We start from the raw sequence: 17106 nt of genomic DNA, 5'->3' as shown, positions 1-17106 counted from the left end.
GGACACAATTCTTATACTCTTTAACTTTAAGAGTATGAAAAAAATCAGAAAAAATTACAGTTTAGAGTTTAAGATCCAAGCAGTTTCATTAAGTGAGCAAAGAGGTAATGTTTCTTCAGTAGCCGAGGAGCTTGGAATCTGTAAAGAAAGTTTGGTCACTTGGAGAAAACTTCACAGAAAAGGCAAACTTACTAAGAAAAGCAAATTTCCTCTGATCCGATAAGAGAAGAACTACTGAGACTTCGTAAAGAGTTAGAAGATACAAAACTTGAGCGTGACATCTTAAAAAAGGCGGTAGGCATCTTCTTGGGGAGAGACGAGACGGGTAAGATATAAATTTATCAAGGATCATGCTAGTGTGTTTCCTGTCGGGAAGATGTGTTAGGTATTAAAGGTGAGTAGAAGCAGCTTCTATCATTGGAAGAAAAAGAAACCTATTAAACGATCAGAAAGAAGAGCTGTGTTGTCTTCAGAGATCTTCAGTATTTATCATTGGAGCCGTGGCAAATATGGAAGTCCTCGCATCGCCAGGGAATTAGAAGCAAAGGGGATGAAAGCCTCACGTCCTTTCGTTGCCAGACTGATGAGAGAACGTGGATTGAGAAGTATAATAAAGAAAAAATTTAAGAAAACTACCAATTCTTCGCACCTATACCCTGTTGTAGAGAATTATTTGAATCAAAATTTTCAGACTAACAACAGCAAAGAAGTCTGGGTTTCTGATATTACTTATATCCGTACAGGTCAGGGCTGGCTATACCTCACGACGGTCATTGATTTGTTCGACAGAAAGGTTATAGGATGGTCGCTAAGTGAGACGATGAGGGCTCAGGACACCAGTATTGCTGCCTTGAAAATGGCACGGTTTCACCGTCCTTTACAAAATCATGATAGTTTAATTTTTCATTCGGACAGAGGGATACAGTATGCCTGCACAGAATTTACGTCAATAGTCGGAAAAAACATTACCCGAAGTATGAGTGGAAAAGGAATTGCTACGACAATGCTATAGCGGAGAGTTTTTTCAAAACCTTAGTATGATTTGCAATAATTTACATGTGATCCAGTACTTTTTGGAACAGAAATTATATAAGAGACCAAGGATTTAATCTTTGGTCTTTTATAATTCGGAATCCATAACTGAAGGAAATATCTTGTCAATAAGATATTAATAATCTTTCAATAAGGCTGTTTTGTGTAGGTTTCCCAGGCTGTATATAGTGGATTTCTACTTTATTTTCCTGAGCCCATAGCTGAAGATTTTTGGATATAAACTATGGACCATTGTCAACTCTTATGCGTTTAGGCTTACGTCCCTGTTGTTTTAAATGATCCAAAACTCTCGCTACTCTTGCAGAGCAGATGCTTGTATCAATTTCCATTGACAATAATTCCCGGTTATAATCATCAGCAATATTTAATATCCTGAACCTTCTCCCATCATATAAACTATCGCTCATAAAATCCATACTCCAACATTCATCAGGCTTCAGTGGAATACTGATATTTTCTTTGGCTCTGGTAGGAAGTCTTTTTCTTACCCTTCTGCGAATACTCATTTTTAAGGCTACATAAACCCTATAAACCCGTTTATGATTCCAAATATATCCAAACTCCTAAGTTTATGGTATAGCTTCCAAAAACCATAACCCGGATGCTCTTGCGAAAGTCTTGTTAAAGCCTCAATTAATTCCATCGTCATTTTTTCTGCTTTTATACCGATAGCTGCGCCTGCTGATGCCAATTGTTAAACAACTTTTCCTTTCACTTAAATTATATTTCTCACGAATAAAGTTGACAATTTCACGCTGTCCAGAAGGCTTTACCACTTTTTTGATAGAACATCTTTTAAAGCTTCAATCTCTAAACATCTTTCTGCATAAAGTTTTTTAAGTTTAGAATTTTCGGATTCCAGATCCCGCAGCTTTTGAATTATCCGAACTTTTCATCCCGGAATATTTACTCTTCCAACGATAAAAAGTACCTTGTGTAATGCCGTGATTACGGCATATTTCTATCACACTCTTTCCAATTTCTTGTTCTCTTAAAATTCCAAAAACCTGACTCTCTGAAAACTTACTCTTTTTCATATTTAAATTTAAAGTTTTTTAAATCAAAAACTCTATCTTTAAATGGATACATTTTCAGGGAAGTTTACAATTCAATAATATTGCCAGGGATACTTTTTCTAATCTTGGCATTTTAGCTTTCTTATCAACTTGAATGTACTTCTTGTAGTAATCTGTAGTAATCGTACTACTCGTAAGGCCAATTGGATATTTTATCTTAGCATAATAATACTTATATACACATTGGAATAATATAATTTAATATATAGAATCAGAGAAGAAACTGTAAGAATCTGAACAAGAAAATATTTGCGAAAAGCTTTATAGTTGATGACAATAACAAATATGAAATTTTATAAACGGACCATGCAAAAATTGAATGAAGTTTACAGAAAATTATAGACAAATACAAAAAAATTCTTAAGTGAAAATGAAAATATCAGTCATCATCCCTGTATACAATGCCGAAAAATATGTTGCCAACGCAGTAGAATCAGCCTTACAGTTTAAGGAAGTATCTGAAGTATTACTCATAGAAGACGGGTCACCCGATAATGCATTGCATGTTTGCCAGCAGCTTGCAAATCAATATGAAAGAGTAAAGCTATTTCAACATCCTGATAAAAAGAATCACGGTCCCGGGAAAAGCAGAAATATCGGAATAAAAGCTGCCACTGGAGATTTTATTGCTTTTTTAGATGCAGATGATTATTATCTACCCAATCGTTTTACAGCTGAAAAAGAATTATTTCGGTATCCAGAAATTGATGGTATTTATGGAGCTTTAGGAGTACATTATTATACCCAAAAAGCAAAAGAACAGTATTATAATATTTTTAAAAATCGTCTCACAACGGTATATAAAAAATATCATCCAAAGGACGTTTTGCCGGGACAGTTGAATATGCTCGGGAGTTTCGGACTTTTCACATTGGATGCATTAACAGTACGGAAAGAATCCCTGCTTTTAAAAATAGATGATCTGTTTAAACCCCATCTGAAATATCATGAGGATACCGAATTCTTGTTCCGACTGTCTTATTATCTTAATCTTTATCCCGGTATTTTAGATGAAGCTATTGCAATGAGAGGTGTACATGAAAATAACAGAATTACTAAAGTGGATACAAAAAAAATAAATCCTGCTTCTACAAGAGTTTTATTATGGAAAGAAATCCATGAGTGGGCAAAAAATGAAAAAGGAATCGACGAAACTATAAAAGTACATATCAAAAGAATGCACCGTAGTTTTGAAATCGCCAATTCTCCTGTGGCAAAAAAATGGAAAATGATTATCAAATATTTATTTATAGATTATTACAGCATTCGTTCAGGTCTTTACAATGTTAATTTCAGGAACGATTTATATTAACAAGGAATATTTTAGGCTTAAGATTAAAGTTCTCAACCTATATAAGATAATATAGTGCTGGCAAAACTATATTTAAATATTATTTATCCTTTTAAGTCTACTGTTATAAGAGAGGAAGTGAAAATCTTACAAATTGTAGTTTTTATATGACGACCACTATTAAATAATACTACAACGGGATGTTATTGATTTTTATATTTTTGCTCAATTAATACTTAATTAAATAAACACAACTAACAATTAAATTTTCATGGTAAAAAAAATTATTTCAGCTGGTATGATTGCTGTCATTACATTATTTGGTGCTACAATTGTAAGGGCACAAACAGCATCCTCCACTTCGGTTGCTAAAACTATGACTGACAATTTGAGGTATTTGCATCTTACAGAAACACAGGTTAATAAAGTATTGTATGTTAATAAAGTGGCATCAGAAGCGTTTGATGCACTTGATAACAAAATTATTGGTCATTCTGACACAATTGACAGTAAATCAATTGCTGATCAATTTGTGGGGATATTGGCTCAGCGAGATAAATCATTAAGCGCAATACTTACTTCAGAACAAATGAGTGTTTTAAAGCAAAATAGAGTAGAAGAGATGGCAAGTTTCAGAACATTTGTGATGATTCCAATGCTTGATCTTACAGAAAGGCAAACACAAAAGGTATATGATATAAACGTTAAAGGAGCTGAGGCTGTGAGCAAGGTTTTTGGAAAACATATTGGAAAAAAATATATAACACCGGAGACTGCTGATAGCAAAAAAGCCTCTGATATTATATCCGGTAATATGAATGCTCTAAATAAAGATTTCAAGAAAATATTGAGTCCAGAACAGTTCAAGACGTATAAAAATAATCAAAAGTTAATTAAAGAATTATTAAAAACAAGTTTAAGTATATAGCCTGCCAATTAGATTTAGCAGAAAATTCTTTAATATTAAAAAGTTGTATTATTAGATACCATTCGTTTTTAAAATAATTTAAAAAACATCCATCATTCTATAAATACTTAGTATTCATTTTTTATCCCATTCAAAAGATGGGATTCTTGATTTGTTTACATCCTATTTATTTGGTAATCATTTTCAATAATTAATTTGGGGTTAGTAATCATAATGTGAAAATTTTAGCAGTTGTTCTGAGGACAATCGGAATGATTAAAATCACTTTTACTAAAATATTAATTATCTATAGTAAATGTAATTTGTTGTAAATTTGATTAAAACTTTTAATATCATGATTACAAAACCTTTAAAAACACAATGTTATCGGTTGGTTTCCGAATTCCGGCAATTGATATACTTTTCAGTTAAATCTAAAAAATTACTTTTATTAATTAATTTATTAGGTAAAATAGTTTCACAAAAAGATGATAAAACAAGATGGACATTACTAAAAAAAAGATTCTAATAGTTGATGATCATTGTGTTGTAAGACAGGGAGTTGTCTTAATGATCAGGAAATACTTTGGAAATACTCAGATTCTCGAAGCTTCTTCTATCAATGAAGCAAAAAAAATAATTAAAAGCACCGACATTGATTATATCATACTGGATATTAATTTTCCTGATGGCAATAGTTTGAATTTTGTTGAAAACTTATCAATAAAGAACAATGATCTTAAGATACTGGTATTCTCAGCATTGGAGGAAAGTACGTATGCTTTTAAGTTTCTGAGTGCTGGTGCACATGGTTTTTTGAGTAAGTTATTAGAAGAAGAGACTTTTGTCATAGCACTGCAACGCTTTTTCGAATCGGGTAAATATCTTAGTGAGGATCTTAAAGACAGGCTTTTGGACAACATATCACGTAAAAAAGGAACCAACTCGCTTGAATCACTTTCTCCCAGAGAATTAGAAATTGCAAGACTGTTGTATTCCGGCCTATCCAATAATGATATTGCATACCGCCTCAATATTCACAAAGCTACAGTAAGCACTTATAAAAGAAGGATTTTCGAAAAGCTTGGAATATATAATATTCCTTCATTAGTTAAATTCTTTAACTTAAATTAAATATAATAAAAATTTTGGTACCCACATTTTTTGTACTGTCAATGGCAATTGTACAATCAATGAGGGGTATCAATTCTTTAATAAAACGATATCCTAAATGAGTGTCGTCAGAAGAAGATGGTTCATTTAGTTTTTTGATTTCTTCTGGAGACATTCCAATGCCCGTATCTTCGATTACTAATTTGTACTGATTATCTTTTTTCAGATCGTAAATCAATATAGAGCCATTTTGGTTAGTATATTTAATAGCATTATCCAAGATATTGTGAATAATGATACTAAGTACATCAGGATTAGTCTTTATAATCTTTCTTTTACCAATTTTGTTTAGTATATGAAGCGCTTTAAATTCGGCAGCATTTTTAAAAAGACTTATCCTTTGATCGATAAAACTGTAAAGCTTTACATTTTCTTTTGCTTTATAATTATCATAAACAAATATTTTATTATATTTAATGGTTGCATCTATAAAATCGATGATTCTGTCTGAAGATTCGTAGATGGAATTCAGTGCTTTTTTTTGCTCAGTATCGTCAGTGTTTTCCATTAAGTATCCAGCACTTAATTTGATAAATTTAATCGGGCTTTTAATATCATGACTTATCGAGGCAATAAATTTTTTTCTTCTGGAAAGCTGTGCATATAACTCTTCACGTGTAACAGATAACGAAGTTATGGTTTTCTTTAGTTCTGAAGTATGTTCTTCAATCTTTTGGTTCAAAATTCTTTTCTCTTTTTCAATCTTCCTTAATCTAAGTTTATAAAATATATATATAAGTACGAGAAAGATTGTACTTATAGATATTTTAAAAAACAAGGTCTCCCAAAAGGCTGGCTTTACATATAATGAAATGGCTTTATAAATATAATCTGATGAAAAGTTTTTCAGTTTTCTGAATCGTATTATATGTTTTCCCTTTGATAATGAATTTATATTCAGTGTTTTATTTTCGGTGAGTAATTCCCATTGGTTATCATCAATACGATATTCAAGATAATTATTGTTCAGATTCCCATAGTCAGCATAGTCTATAAAAATTTTCAAATAGCCAAACTTTCTGTTGAGATTTACTATCCCATTAATCGGAATTTCTCTCCCATTAACAGTAAATCTGTCAATATAATAATTTTCGCTGGAAAGAATAGGCTTTGAAGCCTTTGTATCTATATATATTAATCCGTTCATGGATGGAAAGATTATATAATCACCCTGTTTAATACCATTTGTATTTGCACCGCCATTAAATTCCGTGGTCGAGAGACCGTCATTTTTGTTATATTTATGAATATAAATTTTTTCTTTCCTGCGTAAAAAACAGTCTACAAGATCTTTCTTTTTCACTTGGAATAAACCATTGTTGGAAGAAATCCAATAGTATCCGTAATTATCTTCAATGACACAATGAGCAAATAAAAGTGTCTGGCTGAGGTATTTTGGAGGAAAATATACTTTTTTGTCCTTGTAAAGATATAACCCTTTACCATAAGTTTCAATCCAGATTAAATTATCTCCATTACTATTTATGCTCCTGAAGTTTATTTTAGGAATAAGAGTTTTTATGATTCTTTTTTTCTGATTGAAAAGAAAAAGACCTTTTTCTGTAGCAAGTAAAATTTCATCTTCATTAATCTGAAAAATATTTCTCGCAGAATACTTTATATCAAAAAATTCTTTTTGAATAATTTTTTGATTCTTAATGACAATGTATCCTGTTTCATGCTTTTCTTTTTGCCAAAAGGATATCCAGATTTTATCATCCTTTCCCTTGCTAATACTGTAGATACTTGAACCAGAAGTTCCAAAATCTAATAGTAAATTTATTTTATTGTTATTATATAAAAGTATTTTATTCTCTCTTTTAATCAGAAATTCCGAACGAGGCTGAAGAGTGATAATTCCATAAGAATCACTCTCTTCATCAAAAAATAGTTTTTTCTGATAACCATCTTTATTAAAGATTTCACCTTGTGCTGTGATTAATTGGTTTTTGTCATATTCTGCCAGAGCGTAGAAAATATTATTACCTGAGGAGGGGCTTTTGATTGTTGTTATGAAATTTTTTCTAAGCATCAATAATCCATTCGATTCTGTTCCCATTAAAAGCATATTATTTTTCCGATCATAATATAAACAAGAGATCATAATCTGGTTTAGCTTTTTGTCCTCGTACAGAACTGTTGAAACAATATTATTCTTTACATATTCAAGCAAGTATATTTTATTGTTATTTCTTATTAAGGTTTGTTGATTGGCATTATTTACAAAAGCGGCATAATCTAAGGCTTTCGTTATACCAGTTGAATGTTTTATTATTTGGCCCGTTCTGCAAATTTGCTCAATTGAAGAAGAATCTTTAAGGTAAAATAATTGGTTGCCAGATAAAAAGAAATTATAATAAATATAATCATTAAGCTTTCTAATATGCTTGGTTCTATTATTGTTATGATAATATAGATTATAATTATCCAATACATAATATTCGTTTTTGGAGATAAAGTAATAGAATCGTTTTCGCTTGATACTTTCCGAATTACTTTTTAAAATTTTATACAAATTTTCTGCGCCAAGTTTTTTTATTTTCGAGTTATTTACCGAATTTTTAAGCTCAATCGAACAGTTACGTTTGCTTATAATGGAAGGAATTTCACCTGATTGAAAAAAAGTAAAGAGCCAATCGTCCTTTGCTGCACCGTTTATAAGCATGGTTCTATTTTCAACGTTTGGAATATGACTATCATATGTTTTAAAATCTTTACCGTCAAATCTTACAATTCCGTTTTCTGTAGATAGCCATATAAAGTCATATTTGTCTTGTACGATTGATTTAATAGTGTTCTGAGGTAACATATTATCTTCAGTAGTATACCACTTTTCGTAGTAATTTCTTTGCTGTTGACCTTTGTATAGCAAGCACATCAATATTAATAATATGTTTAAGGATTTTTTCATTTTTTAGATTTGCAAAGGAAAAAAAACAGGGTAATAAATAATGTAATATTAGTTTTAATTATTGTACGTTAAGTATTACTTCAATTACATGATAGTTCTACAATTAATCATTTTTAGCTATTATAATTTTGTAATAGTTCTTAATGTAAACAATGTTTTAAAATTACTTAAAATATTAAAGATCTATGAATGTTTTTTTGTAACTGAAACCAGGTATTTTATCAACTAATAAAAAACTAGCGATGAAAACAATTCTTAAAAAACAAATGATCATTGGCACAATAACAATACCGTTAATAGTATTTGGCCAAATAGGGATAAATAATATAGATCCCCAAACAACTTTGGATATTACTGCTAAAAGTACAGATGGCAGCAGAGCGGAAGGATTGTTAGTGCCCAGGTTAACAGGAGACCAGATTAAATCAGCAGATAGCAAATATGGATCTTCACAGAAAGGAACAATTATTTTTGCCACCTCTGCGGTTACTATATCAAGCTCCAAAACAGCAAATATCGTGGCAGAAGGTTATTATTTTTTTGATGGTACTATGTGGCAAAAAATTACCGGAGTTGATATTACAAATGATTCCTGGGTTAATGATCCGTCTAACTCAGAAGTTAAACTAGATACTAAATCGGATGGTACCAGTAGAACCACTGTAAGTCTGATAGAAAAAGATGGCAACGTGCTATCGTAATAACAATTTAATTTATTATTTATGCTACAATTTTTGTATTTGATTGGTCAATCAAGCCCAATTAGACCGAAGAAGTAATTTAAAAGATTGCCCTGGCTTTTTCATCATCATCTAATATTTTTCGCTAGGGCATTCAGTTTTTGAGACCAAACTTTTAAAATGGATATATATCAGTCAATAACAATATAATTATAATAATTATAAATATGACCCACATAGTAAAAATGATAAAGCCTGTCCGCTAACCTCAAGAAAGAAGATAATTAATTTAAATATTCAAAAGTAAATATGAAATCGGTTAAAATAATTGTTATTGGAAGTCTTATTGAAGAAAGAGTAAATGAAATCGAAATGGGAATGGATCGTATTTGCAATTTTTTTAAATGCAGTATATCAGACATTGAGTCAGTCTATAAGTCAAAAAGCATTGATTGTGATATGCTTTTGAAATGGAGTAAACTACTGGAGTACGATTTTTTTAGGATTTACACTCAGCATTTGGTTTTGTATTCACCCATGGCAAATACCCAGTACAAGAAACATCCAGATAATGTTTCAAAACTTCCGAGATTTCGGAAAAATATTTATACAAAAGATCTAATCGCCTTCATCTTAAAAATGGAAAAAAGCGGCAAAATGACAAAAAAACAGATAATAGAGGAGTATCGGATACCAAAAACTACTCTATATAAATGGATAAGCAAATACGATCAAATAGTATGAGGTTAATATAACTAGCAAACATAGTATGAAAGATGAAATTAAACCTAATTATAGAAAAATATACTCTGATATAATCGAAATTAATTTCCATCATAAAAAGATGGACTTTAATCATTTATTAAAAGAAAATATGACAGTATTGGAAGTCATGGAGCTTGACAGGGTATTATTTGGTAAGAATGAAGATCAGGATACTGAAATGTTTAATCAGAGCCATAGATCTTATGACAAAAATACAATTTTGAAAATACTGAATTATCAGAAAGAATATAATCTAAATAATTCACAATTATCTAATCAGTTTAAAATTAGCAGAACTACTATAACTAAATGGAAGAGATTGATGAATTTTACTTAAATCGACATATCAATTAATTAACACTATAATAAAGATGAAAACAACAATCGTATTGGCCGTATTATTACCGGCTGTGTATTATTCTCAAGTTGGAGTAAATACATCTAATCCTCAAGCTGCATTTCACGTGGATGGAGGAAAAGATAATGCTGTATCAGGAGTACCTACCACACTGCAACAATCTAATGACCTGGCAGTATCAAATCTGGGCAGAGTAGGCATTGGAATCACTAATCCTGCTGCAAGGCTGCATTTATATAACCATGCTGCCGCATCGGATATTGACGATGATTATCTTTTTGATGATGAAAGCCCAATTGGTAATGGGCATGAATTGATTCTGCGTCGTTCCAATGTAGGGGCAAATTTATCAAATAACAATGTTATTGGCTCAGTATTGTTCAATGCTAAAATCAATAATAATTTTTCTTATTCTGGTGCAGGTATCATGGGGATCCATAGAGGAAACGGTACAGTTCAGAATAACGCGTTGGCTTTTCTTATTAATAGCAGTAGAGAAGCAGGGCGTTTTGATGAATTTGGAAACTTAGGAATTGATGTAACAGCACCTAAAAATTTACTTCATTTAGGAGGTGCAGTCGGAAGCAGCGTAACTGATGTTGCAGGGAAGAAATTAGCTGTATTCAATAATTCCACAGGGGATGATTTTTATGGCTTAGGATTAAGTTCGGGCTTTCTTCAGTTTCATGCCTCCTCTACCCCGGCAGAAGCGCCAGGAATGGTTCTAACCAGCGGAGGAAGAGTAGGAATAAATCTTGGAACTACGGCACCAGCAGCAAATCTGGATGTAGCCGGAAATATAAAAATAACAGACGGAACCCAGGGGGCAGGGAAAATATTAGTGAGTGATGCAAACGGCCTTGCAAGCTGGCAAAATGCCAGTACAGCTAGTACCAATATTTACAATGCTGATGGCTCATTAACAGGGAATAGGACAGTGACACAGGCAGGACATCCGATTACTTTTACCGGAGGTGATTTGAATGTTGTGCCGGCTTCATCAGGTTCAGGTTTAACAATTACCAGATCTTCAAATAATCCAATCACCAATTCGCCAAGAATTTTTAGCCCGACAGCTCTAGAATTGCAAAGTAATAATAATCAAGGGGTTATGGTGTTAAACGGAAATGATTCAGTGGCTAATACAGACCCAGTTTTTAGGGTTGCGTTTGGAAATCTTAATCATACCCCTGGTTATACAGAATATTTAAGAGTACAGGGAAATGGAAGTGTAGGTATTGGAAATACGACGCCAAATGCTCAAGCCAGTTTAGATTTGGGTGCGACCAATAAAGCGTTTATAACTAACCGTGTAACTGGTCCGTCAGCTATATCAAGCCCTTCCGATGGGATGATTATTTTTGATACTACGGGAAAATGCTTTAAAGGTTATGGCAATGGAGCTTGGCAAGATCTTTCAGTTTGTGTTAACGCTCCTTTGTTAATTGATGCAAATAAATTTCCTCTGGCGGTGATGGTCAATTCAAATAATTATGTTAGTGCAACTGGATTTATCAGAGTTACTGGAGGTACAGGAACTATATCTCCTGCTTTAACAACAGTATCTTCATCGGGGGTTATAGGATTAAACTTGGTTGCTATGAATAATAACTATGACCCTCGTAATGGCATGCTTTATTTCAATATATCAGGATACCCTTCTTCTCATAATGGAAGCAGTGCAATTTTTAATTTCTCAATTAACGGGGTACCTCACACGTGGGTAATATCAGTTTTCTGATAAATATCTAAGCAAGTTTACCTAAAGGCAGGTATGAAAATATTTAAAGATAGATTCTATCAACACTTTGATGACCAATAATTGCTAAAGTTTATTTATTCTTTAGCAATTATTTAACTTAAAAAAATTTAACTATGAAAAAAAAATTATTTTTTTTAATGAATACATTGTTTATTACTTCTGTATTTTATGCCCAAATTGGAGTCAATACGCCTGACCCGCATGCTTCATCTGTATTGGATCTAACGTCTAATAACAAAGGGCTCCTTATTCCCAGAATAGCATTAACAAGTCCCACAGATCAGATCACAATACCATCTCCGGCGAGTGGGCTTTTGGTCTATAATACGGGATTGGGAGGACTTACTTTTAAAGGTTTCGTTTTTTGGAATGGAACCGAGTGGAGGTCAATAAATAATAACTCTACTATTGCACCAGCTATTACAGGTCTCAATTGTATCGGAAGCTCTGTATTTCCTTTAAGTTTCACTTCTGGGATACCATATAGCGGAACAATTACAATCCCATATTCCGGAGGTAATGGAGGAACTTATTTTACGGGTTCATCATTCACCCAAAACGGACTTACTTTTACTCTGAATCCCGGAGTTTTGAACAATGGTAACGGTGTCATTACATATTCCGTCTCCGGAACACCAGATTTTACTTCTCCGACTTCGATCTCTGTGCCTTTATCGTTTCTTGGAAATACGTGTAATGTGATCATAGGACCGAATAATACTGTTTCAACGTTATCATATGTAAGAAATACTGTTCCAATTAATACGAATACGCCTACAACTTCTATTACTACAATTGGAAATATATCTGTGAGGTATAACGGGACAGGTTCGGTAGCAACACCACAGTTCAGAATTAATGGTTTTAGCGACAGAACTTCGGTGTGGATGCAGAAGGCTGGAACAGGTGACAATGATGCCCCTTCTTTTGCATTACGTGATTGTACAGCGGATACATGGAATAATTTTTCTGATAATTTTAATCCCGGTAACAGGGACTCTGCCACAACATTGATAAGTCTCTTTGGCAGTAACGAAATTTATAGAGTTTCCTTTGTTGGATATCCTGCATTTAGTGCTTCGGGGACTTTTCCGGCAGTAACGTCAAGTATAACAATTTTTATAGAAAAATTACAGTAACTCCAACCTTAATAGTTTTAAGACACAGCTTATTTACCTTTATATGTGTTTTATCCTAATTTCAGAATGTGTGTACCAGGCACGTTGAGTGCCTGGTTTTATCACCGACTTTTTATTATGAACAAAAATGATTTAAGAGATGTAATATTATCGTTAATTCTTATAGTTATAATAATTGCCTTTGCGGAGTAATTATTTTTCTGTAAGAAAATTTATCTACAAAATTCTGAAAACATATTTATAAAATATAATATTCTTGGATAATCTAAATTTTATAAACCAATTTAACATGTAAATATTTATACAATGAAAACAAAAGCAAATTTTCTGCTAATAGGGATAATGTATTTATCAATTTTATGTTCTTGTGAGGCAGATGCAGGTTCTTTTGAGCTTAATTCATATCCCAAAGATCTTATTAGTACGCCTATTTACATCAGTAATATACCTGCCTCCATTGCCGATTCACAGACACCAATTAATATTGAAACTGCGAAAGCTGTCGTTTTCCACAGTAATGATCCTATGATCCACTATGGTGCGATAACATTAAACTCTGTTATGAATAATGCTGGTGAAAATTTAAAAATAAATATAAATAATGCCGATTATTTTAATAATTATATTTCTGTGGGTGGTAAAAAATATAATTTAAGCAATTTTCATTTTCATTACCACAGTGAACATGCTATTGATGGGAACTATAGTACCATGGAGATTCATTTTGTGAACATCGCATCAGATAATTCTTATGCGGTTTTAGGGGTATTGGTTAATTTAGGCGATGCCAATTCTGGTTTAGAAGAGCTGATTGCCCAGTCACCCACTGTAAATAACGCGATTAATTCTCCTAATACTGTTTTTGATTTATCAAAATTATTACCTTCTACTTCGGGTTATTATACCTACAGTGGATCATTAACAACACCTAATTTTGGAGCTAATTCTTCTTTAGTAAATGGAGGGCCGGTTACATGGTTCGTATTTAAAGATGTTCAACATTTATCCTTAAATGAATTTGATTCATATAAATCCATTTACAGTGAGCCGAATTTCCGTTCATTACAACCCTTAAATAATAGAAAGGTGTATGTTAACCGTCCTGGATGATACCGGATACTGATGAGCAATACTCGTTTATTATATTTTAATACCGTAAAATAACCTTTATATTATATAGTCTTGCGATTAAGACTAATCTCTATTTTAATAGGTAATATCTCATTACACAGAATTTAAGAAAAAAGCAAAGAACCTAAAAATTACAAATAATAAATCATGCTGCTATTTACAGTTTGTAGTTTAAATACTATTGTTATTATATAAAAGTTTTACAAGTTTTAGATTTTGAAGATTTTAATTTTGTGTCGCAATAGTTTTAAATGCAGCAAGCGGGTAGAAAATATTTGAGAAAACATCAAAAAAATAAATAGCTTTATGATTCTGAATACACAAATGATCATTCATTATTGCTGAGTTCGCTCAGCAATATTTTTCAACGTGAAACTGCAAAATGACGATTTATGCAAATGCTTTCCTCAAAACATTTAAAATATTAATCGGGACAAAGATAAAATGGTACGTTGGCTAAATCTCAATCATTTCATATATAGGTTGAGAATTCTTTATTATTAAGCTTTCCTTAATTAATGCCTTTTTGTAAATAGAAATCTATCGATGAACAGATTTTCTGATAACCTTCAAAAATTAAGAATTAATCATTTGTGTTGGCAAGTTCAGCTTTGAATAACTTGCTAGAGAAATTATTGATTATTTCAAATCATCATTTATTATGAAACATCGTAACTCATCTTGTAGTACTAATCTCATGGCTTGTAGTTTTAATGAGATTCAGATTTAATGATAATCCTACGGGATTTCGCATTAAGGAAGGATAATTTTGCGCTCTATTATTGTGATTTTGAAGTTGTTTACAACTAGAAGCAAACATAGCAGAATAGTCTGAAAAATCATTAGAAATTACATTATCTGATTTAAATTATAAACATACATTATAAAGTAGTAAGGGATTTTATAATTAACATTAACACTATGTTATTTTATATTTATCATCTAAGCATAAAAAGAGTAGTGTTGAGATTGCCCCCCACCTTTTTTTTTCATCATTAGTGTTTTTAATGGGGGGCTTTTTCAAATATGTAAACTGCATCTACAATCAAACTTTCTAGTTTTAAAATAGTCTTTACCTATTAATTAAAGTTTAAGAATGGTTGATGTAGTTAATAATATCAATAATTTACAGTTTTTAAATGATTTTTATGATTCTACAAGTACAAATGATTAGAATATTGCAGAGTTTTTCCTTATCAATATTTTTATAGCAGGAATAAACATATTTTAATGTTATGTCATTTAAAGCTCTGATCTTTTTCCTTACTTCTTTTTATTTGGTTTTAAAAAGTCTGCGATAAAAGTAAATTAAAATTAATATCAGAACAAAACCAATGATTAGATTTGAATTTTTTTGGAAATTATAAGTAATTAATGAAAATTCATAATTTACATTAAAACCTTACTGCATTATATATAAACAATAAGCTTTTCAAGTTTTACAAATTATCAAAGAGCTATTGCTTAGAACGGAACTTTGTTGATTGCCTTGGTCTTTTTTTTCATCTTATTGTGTTTTTGGCCGAGGCTTTCAACTCCTGGTTTTAAAGTAGTCTTTTATTATACATGTTGATATAATTTAACTTATGGACTGCAGGTCATATTTAGGTAATTCTGTTTATTAACTATAGTCCTTTTGACGTATATTTATAATATATGTGTTTTCATATTCAATCAATACTAATGAATTAGCAAACAAGTACTACATTAAATGGCGCAAAGTGTCCATAACTTTGCCGGCGTTTAAAATAAAGAAAATGAAGAAAATAATTTTACAAAGTTTCGTAGCAATTTTTGTATTGCTGAATTCAAAATCTTTTGGGCAGATATATCAACTTGGGGGAAATCCTATAAATACTACGGGATGGGATATTGTACCTTCTGCAGTTCCCGTTAATGACTTTATTCAGCTAACTGCTGATCAGACTTTTCAGGTAGGTGGTATAAAGCTTAATGCTCCATTTGATTTAAATTCCTGTAAACATTGGAAAGTCGAATTTGATTTTAGAATTGATGGTAATGGAACATACGCCCATGGAGATGGGGTAGCGTTTTGGTATTTAGCTAATCCTCCTGCTGCTTATACATCGGGTTACGGTCTTGGAATTCCAGATAATGCTGAAGGGCTCATGGTAGCTTTTGATTGCTATAATAATACTAATGATACAGAAATGAGTATGCTGCATGTTCTGTATGGGAAAAATGTTGGTAATATAGAATTCAATAATACACCAGGAAGTACTTTTCATTCTGCCAACCTTCAATCTAGTCAGCCTTTTGTTGGAGCAAATTATAAGCACGTAGAAATTACGGGTAATGCTGATCCTTCGAACCCTAATTCTATACTTCTAAAAATTACAATGGATGGAAATGTAATTTGCAACCAGTCTTTTATTCCTTCAGGAGGGGTCGGATCAATGTCTCAAGGATACTTTGGTTTTTCTGCATCCACAGGAGGGGCTACAGCGAGGCATTCTATTAAGAACGTTAATGTTTTTATTTATAAAATTAATCTTTTGCAAGAACAATTGAATGTAAACGCAGCAGCAGGAACTACCAGTGTAAATCTTACCACTTACAACAATCAGTTTGTAAGCAATCCTTCAAGCTATACTTTTAATTATTATGATTATAATATTAGCACAAATACTTTAACAGCGATTGCAAATCCTACCAATTATGTACTCACACAGAATACTTCTGTTGTCTTAGTTGACGTGAAAGACCCTTTAGGAAATATGTGTAGTAGTATAGGGAAATTATTAATACAAAGGTCTTCACTGGGAACAAATGATTCTAATGTAATTCCAACAAACATATTTCCTAATCCTACAAAAGGAATCATTAATGTAAGCACAAC

General features: G+C 31.8%; 14 protein-coding genes and 1 pseudogene. 11 read left to right on the top strand and 4 right to left on the bottom strand.

What is annotated here, in order from left to right; genetic code table 11:
• Positions 1 to 34 precede the first annotated feature (34 nt).
• Both H560_RS22590 and H560_RS22035 read left to right on the top strand, forming a co-directional pair.
• Positions 35 to 223 carry a transposase gene (locus tag H560_RS22590; RefSeq protein ID WP_051289391.1) on the top strand — a complete coding sequence of 63 codons (189 nt, stop codon included), beginning with the start codon at positions 35 to 37 and terminating at the stop codon, positions 221 to 223.
• 171 nt (positions 224 to 394) lie between these two features.
• Positions 395 to 1012: an IS3 family transposase gene (locus H560_RS22035; RefSeq protein ID WP_081414009.1), complete on the top strand. Its 618-nt coding sequence runs from the start codon at positions 395 to 397 to the stop codon at positions 1010 to 1012.
• 145 nt (positions 1013 to 1157) lie between these two features.
• On the opposite strand, the gene H560_RS23820 is transcribed toward H560_RS22035, so the two are convergent.
• From H560_RS23820 to H560_RS22025, 3 genes are all read right to left on the bottom strand, one after another.
• Positions 1158 to 1271: an integrase core domain-containing protein gene (locus H560_RS23820; RefSeq protein ID WP_155845047.1), complete on the bottom strand. Its 114-nt coding sequence runs from the start codon at positions 1269 to 1271 to the stop codon at positions 1158 to 1160.
• A 3-nt stretch (positions 1272 to 1274) separates the two neighbouring features.
• Positions 1275 to 1559 (bottom strand): IS3 family transposase, encoded by a 285-nt coding sequence (locus H560_RS22585; RefSeq protein WP_051289389.1) that lies wholly within the window; start codon positions 1557 to 1559, stop codon positions 1275 to 1277.
• Between the two features lie 336 nt (positions 1560 to 1895).
• On the bottom strand, positions 1896 to 2090 hold the full coding sequence (locus H560_RS22025) for a transposase (protein WP_081414008.1): 195 nt from the start codon (positions 2088 to 2090) through the stop codon (positions 1896 to 1898).
• Positions 2091 to 2499: 409 nt separating this feature from the next.
• On the opposite strand from H560_RS22025, the gene H560_RS0118910 reads away from it, so the two are divergent.
• From H560_RS0118910 to H560_RS0118900, 3 genes are all read left to right on the top strand, one after another.
• Entirely contained in the window at positions 2500 to 3441 is a 942-nt protein-coding gene (locus tag H560_RS0118910) for a glycosyltransferase family 2 protein (RefSeq protein WP_027381435.1), read from the top strand.
• A 250-nt stretch (positions 3442 to 3691) separates the two neighbouring features.
• A complete protein-coding gene (locus tag H560_RS0118905) occupies positions 3692 to 4348 on the top strand; it encodes a hypothetical protein (RefSeq protein ID WP_155845045.1) in 657 nt (218 codons plus the stop codon).
• 480 nt (positions 4349 to 4828) lie between these two features.
• A complete protein-coding gene (locus H560_RS0118900; RefSeq protein ID WP_027381433.1) occupies positions 4829 to 5461 on the top strand; it encodes a response regulator in 633 nt (210 codons plus the stop codon).
• On the opposite strand, the gene H560_RS0118895 is transcribed toward H560_RS0118900, so the two are convergent.
• Positions 5448 to 8411 (bottom strand): sensor histidine kinase, encoded by a 2964-nt coding sequence (locus H560_RS0118895; RefSeq protein WP_027381432.1) that lies wholly within the window; start codon positions 8409 to 8411, stop codon positions 5448 to 5450. The genes H560_RS0118900 and H560_RS0118895 overlap by 14 nt on opposite strands.
• Before the next feature lie 242 nt (positions 8412 to 8653).
• On the opposite strand from H560_RS0118895, the gene H560_RS0118890 reads away from it, so the two are divergent.
• The 6 genes and pseudogenes from H560_RS0118890 to H560_RS22015 all read left to right on the top strand — a co-directional run.
• Positions 8654 to 9112 carry a hypothetical protein gene (locus H560_RS0118890; protein ID WP_027381431.1) on the top strand — a complete coding sequence of 153 codons (459 nt, stop codon included), beginning with the start codon at positions 8654 to 8656 and terminating at the stop codon, positions 9110 to 9112.
• An 823-nt stretch (positions 9113 to 9935) separates the two neighbouring features.
• Positions 9936 to 10193 (top strand): helix-turn-helix domain-containing protein, encoded by a 258-nt coding sequence (locus H560_RS0118880; RefSeq protein ID WP_155845044.1) that lies wholly within the window; start codon positions 9936 to 9938, stop codon positions 10191 to 10193.
• Positions 10194 to 10227: 34 nt separating this feature from the next.
• Positions 10228 to 11955, top strand: coding sequence for an autotransporter outer membrane beta-barrel domain-containing protein (locus H560_RS0118875; RefSeq protein ID WP_027381428.1), 1728 nt, complete (start codon positions 10228 to 10230; stop codon positions 11953 to 11955).
• Positions 11956 to 12089: 134 nt separating this feature from the next.
• The gene (locus H560_RS22580; protein WP_027381427.1) at positions 12090 to 13115 is read left to right on the top strand and encodes a hypothetical protein; all 1026 of its coding nucleotides are present in this window, start codon (positions 12090 to 12092) and stop codon (positions 13113 to 13115) included.
• Positions 13116 to 13421: 306 nt separating this feature from the next.
• Entirely contained in the window at positions 13422 to 14225 is an 804-nt protein-coding gene (locus tag H560_RS0118865; protein WP_027381426.1) for a carbonic anhydrase family protein, read from the top strand.
• A 1778-nt stretch (positions 14226 to 16003) separates the two neighbouring features.
• Positions 16004 to 17106, top strand: a pseudogene (locus tag H560_RS22015) (hypothetical protein); the annotation flags it as partial.

The organism is Chryseobacterium daeguense DSM 19388, assembly GCF_000430825.1.
Taxonomy (GTDB): Bacteria; Bacteroidota; Bacteroidia; order Flavobacteriales; family Weeksellaceae; genus Chryseobacterium; species Chryseobacterium daeguense.
Note: the sequence above shows the minus strand (reverse complement) of the source record. Positions and strands in the feature narration are given on the sequence as shown.

Excerpts from the sequence above, each read along its gene's own strand:
- H560_RS22590 (WP_051289391.1), top strand. The coding sequence starts at position 35 with ATGAAAAAAATCAGAAAAAATTACAGTTTAGAGTTTAAGATCCAAGCA.
- H560_RS22580 (WP_027381427.1), top strand. The coding sequence starts at position 12,090 with ATGAAAAAAAAATTATTTTTTTTAATGAATACATTGTTTATTACTTCT.
- H560_RS0118865 (WP_027381426.1), top strand. The coding sequence starts at position 13,422 with ATGAAAACAAAAGCAAATTTTCTGCTAATAGGGATAATGTATTTATCA.
- H560_RS0118905 (WP_155845045.1), top strand. The coding sequence starts at position 3,692 with ATGGTAAAAAAAATTATTTCAGCTGGTATGATTGCTGTCATTACATTA.
- H560_RS0118910 (WP_027381435.1), top strand. The coding sequence starts at position 2,500 with ATGAAAATATCAGTCATCATCCCTGTATACAATGCCGAAAAATATGTT.
- H560_RS0118880 (WP_155845044.1), top strand. The coding sequence starts at position 9,936 with ATGGACTTTAATCATTTATTAAAAGAAAATATGACAGTATTGGAAGTC.
- H560_RS0118900 (WP_027381433.1), top strand. The coding sequence starts at position 4,829 with ATGGACATTACTAAAAAAAAGATTCTAATAGTTGATGATCATTGTGTT.
- H560_RS22025 (WP_081414008.1), bottom strand. The coding sequence starts at position 2,090 with ATGAAAAAGAGTAAGTTTTCAGAGAGTCAGGTTTTTGGAATTTTAAGA.
- H560_RS0118890 (WP_027381431.1), top strand. The coding sequence starts at position 8,654 with ATGAAAACAATTCTTAAAAAACAAATGATCATTGGCACAATAACAATA.
- H560_RS0118875 (WP_027381428.1), top strand. The coding sequence starts at position 10,228 with ATGAAAACAACAATCGTATTGGCCGTATTATTACCGGCTGTGTATTAT.
- H560_RS0118895 (WP_027381432.1), bottom strand. The coding sequence starts at position 8,411 with ATGAAAAAATCCTTAAACATATTATTAATATTGATGTGCTTGCTATAC.
- H560_RS22585 (WP_051289389.1), bottom strand. The coding sequence starts at position 1,559 with ATGAGTATTCGCAGAAGGGTAAGAAAAAGACTTCCTACCAGAGCCAAA.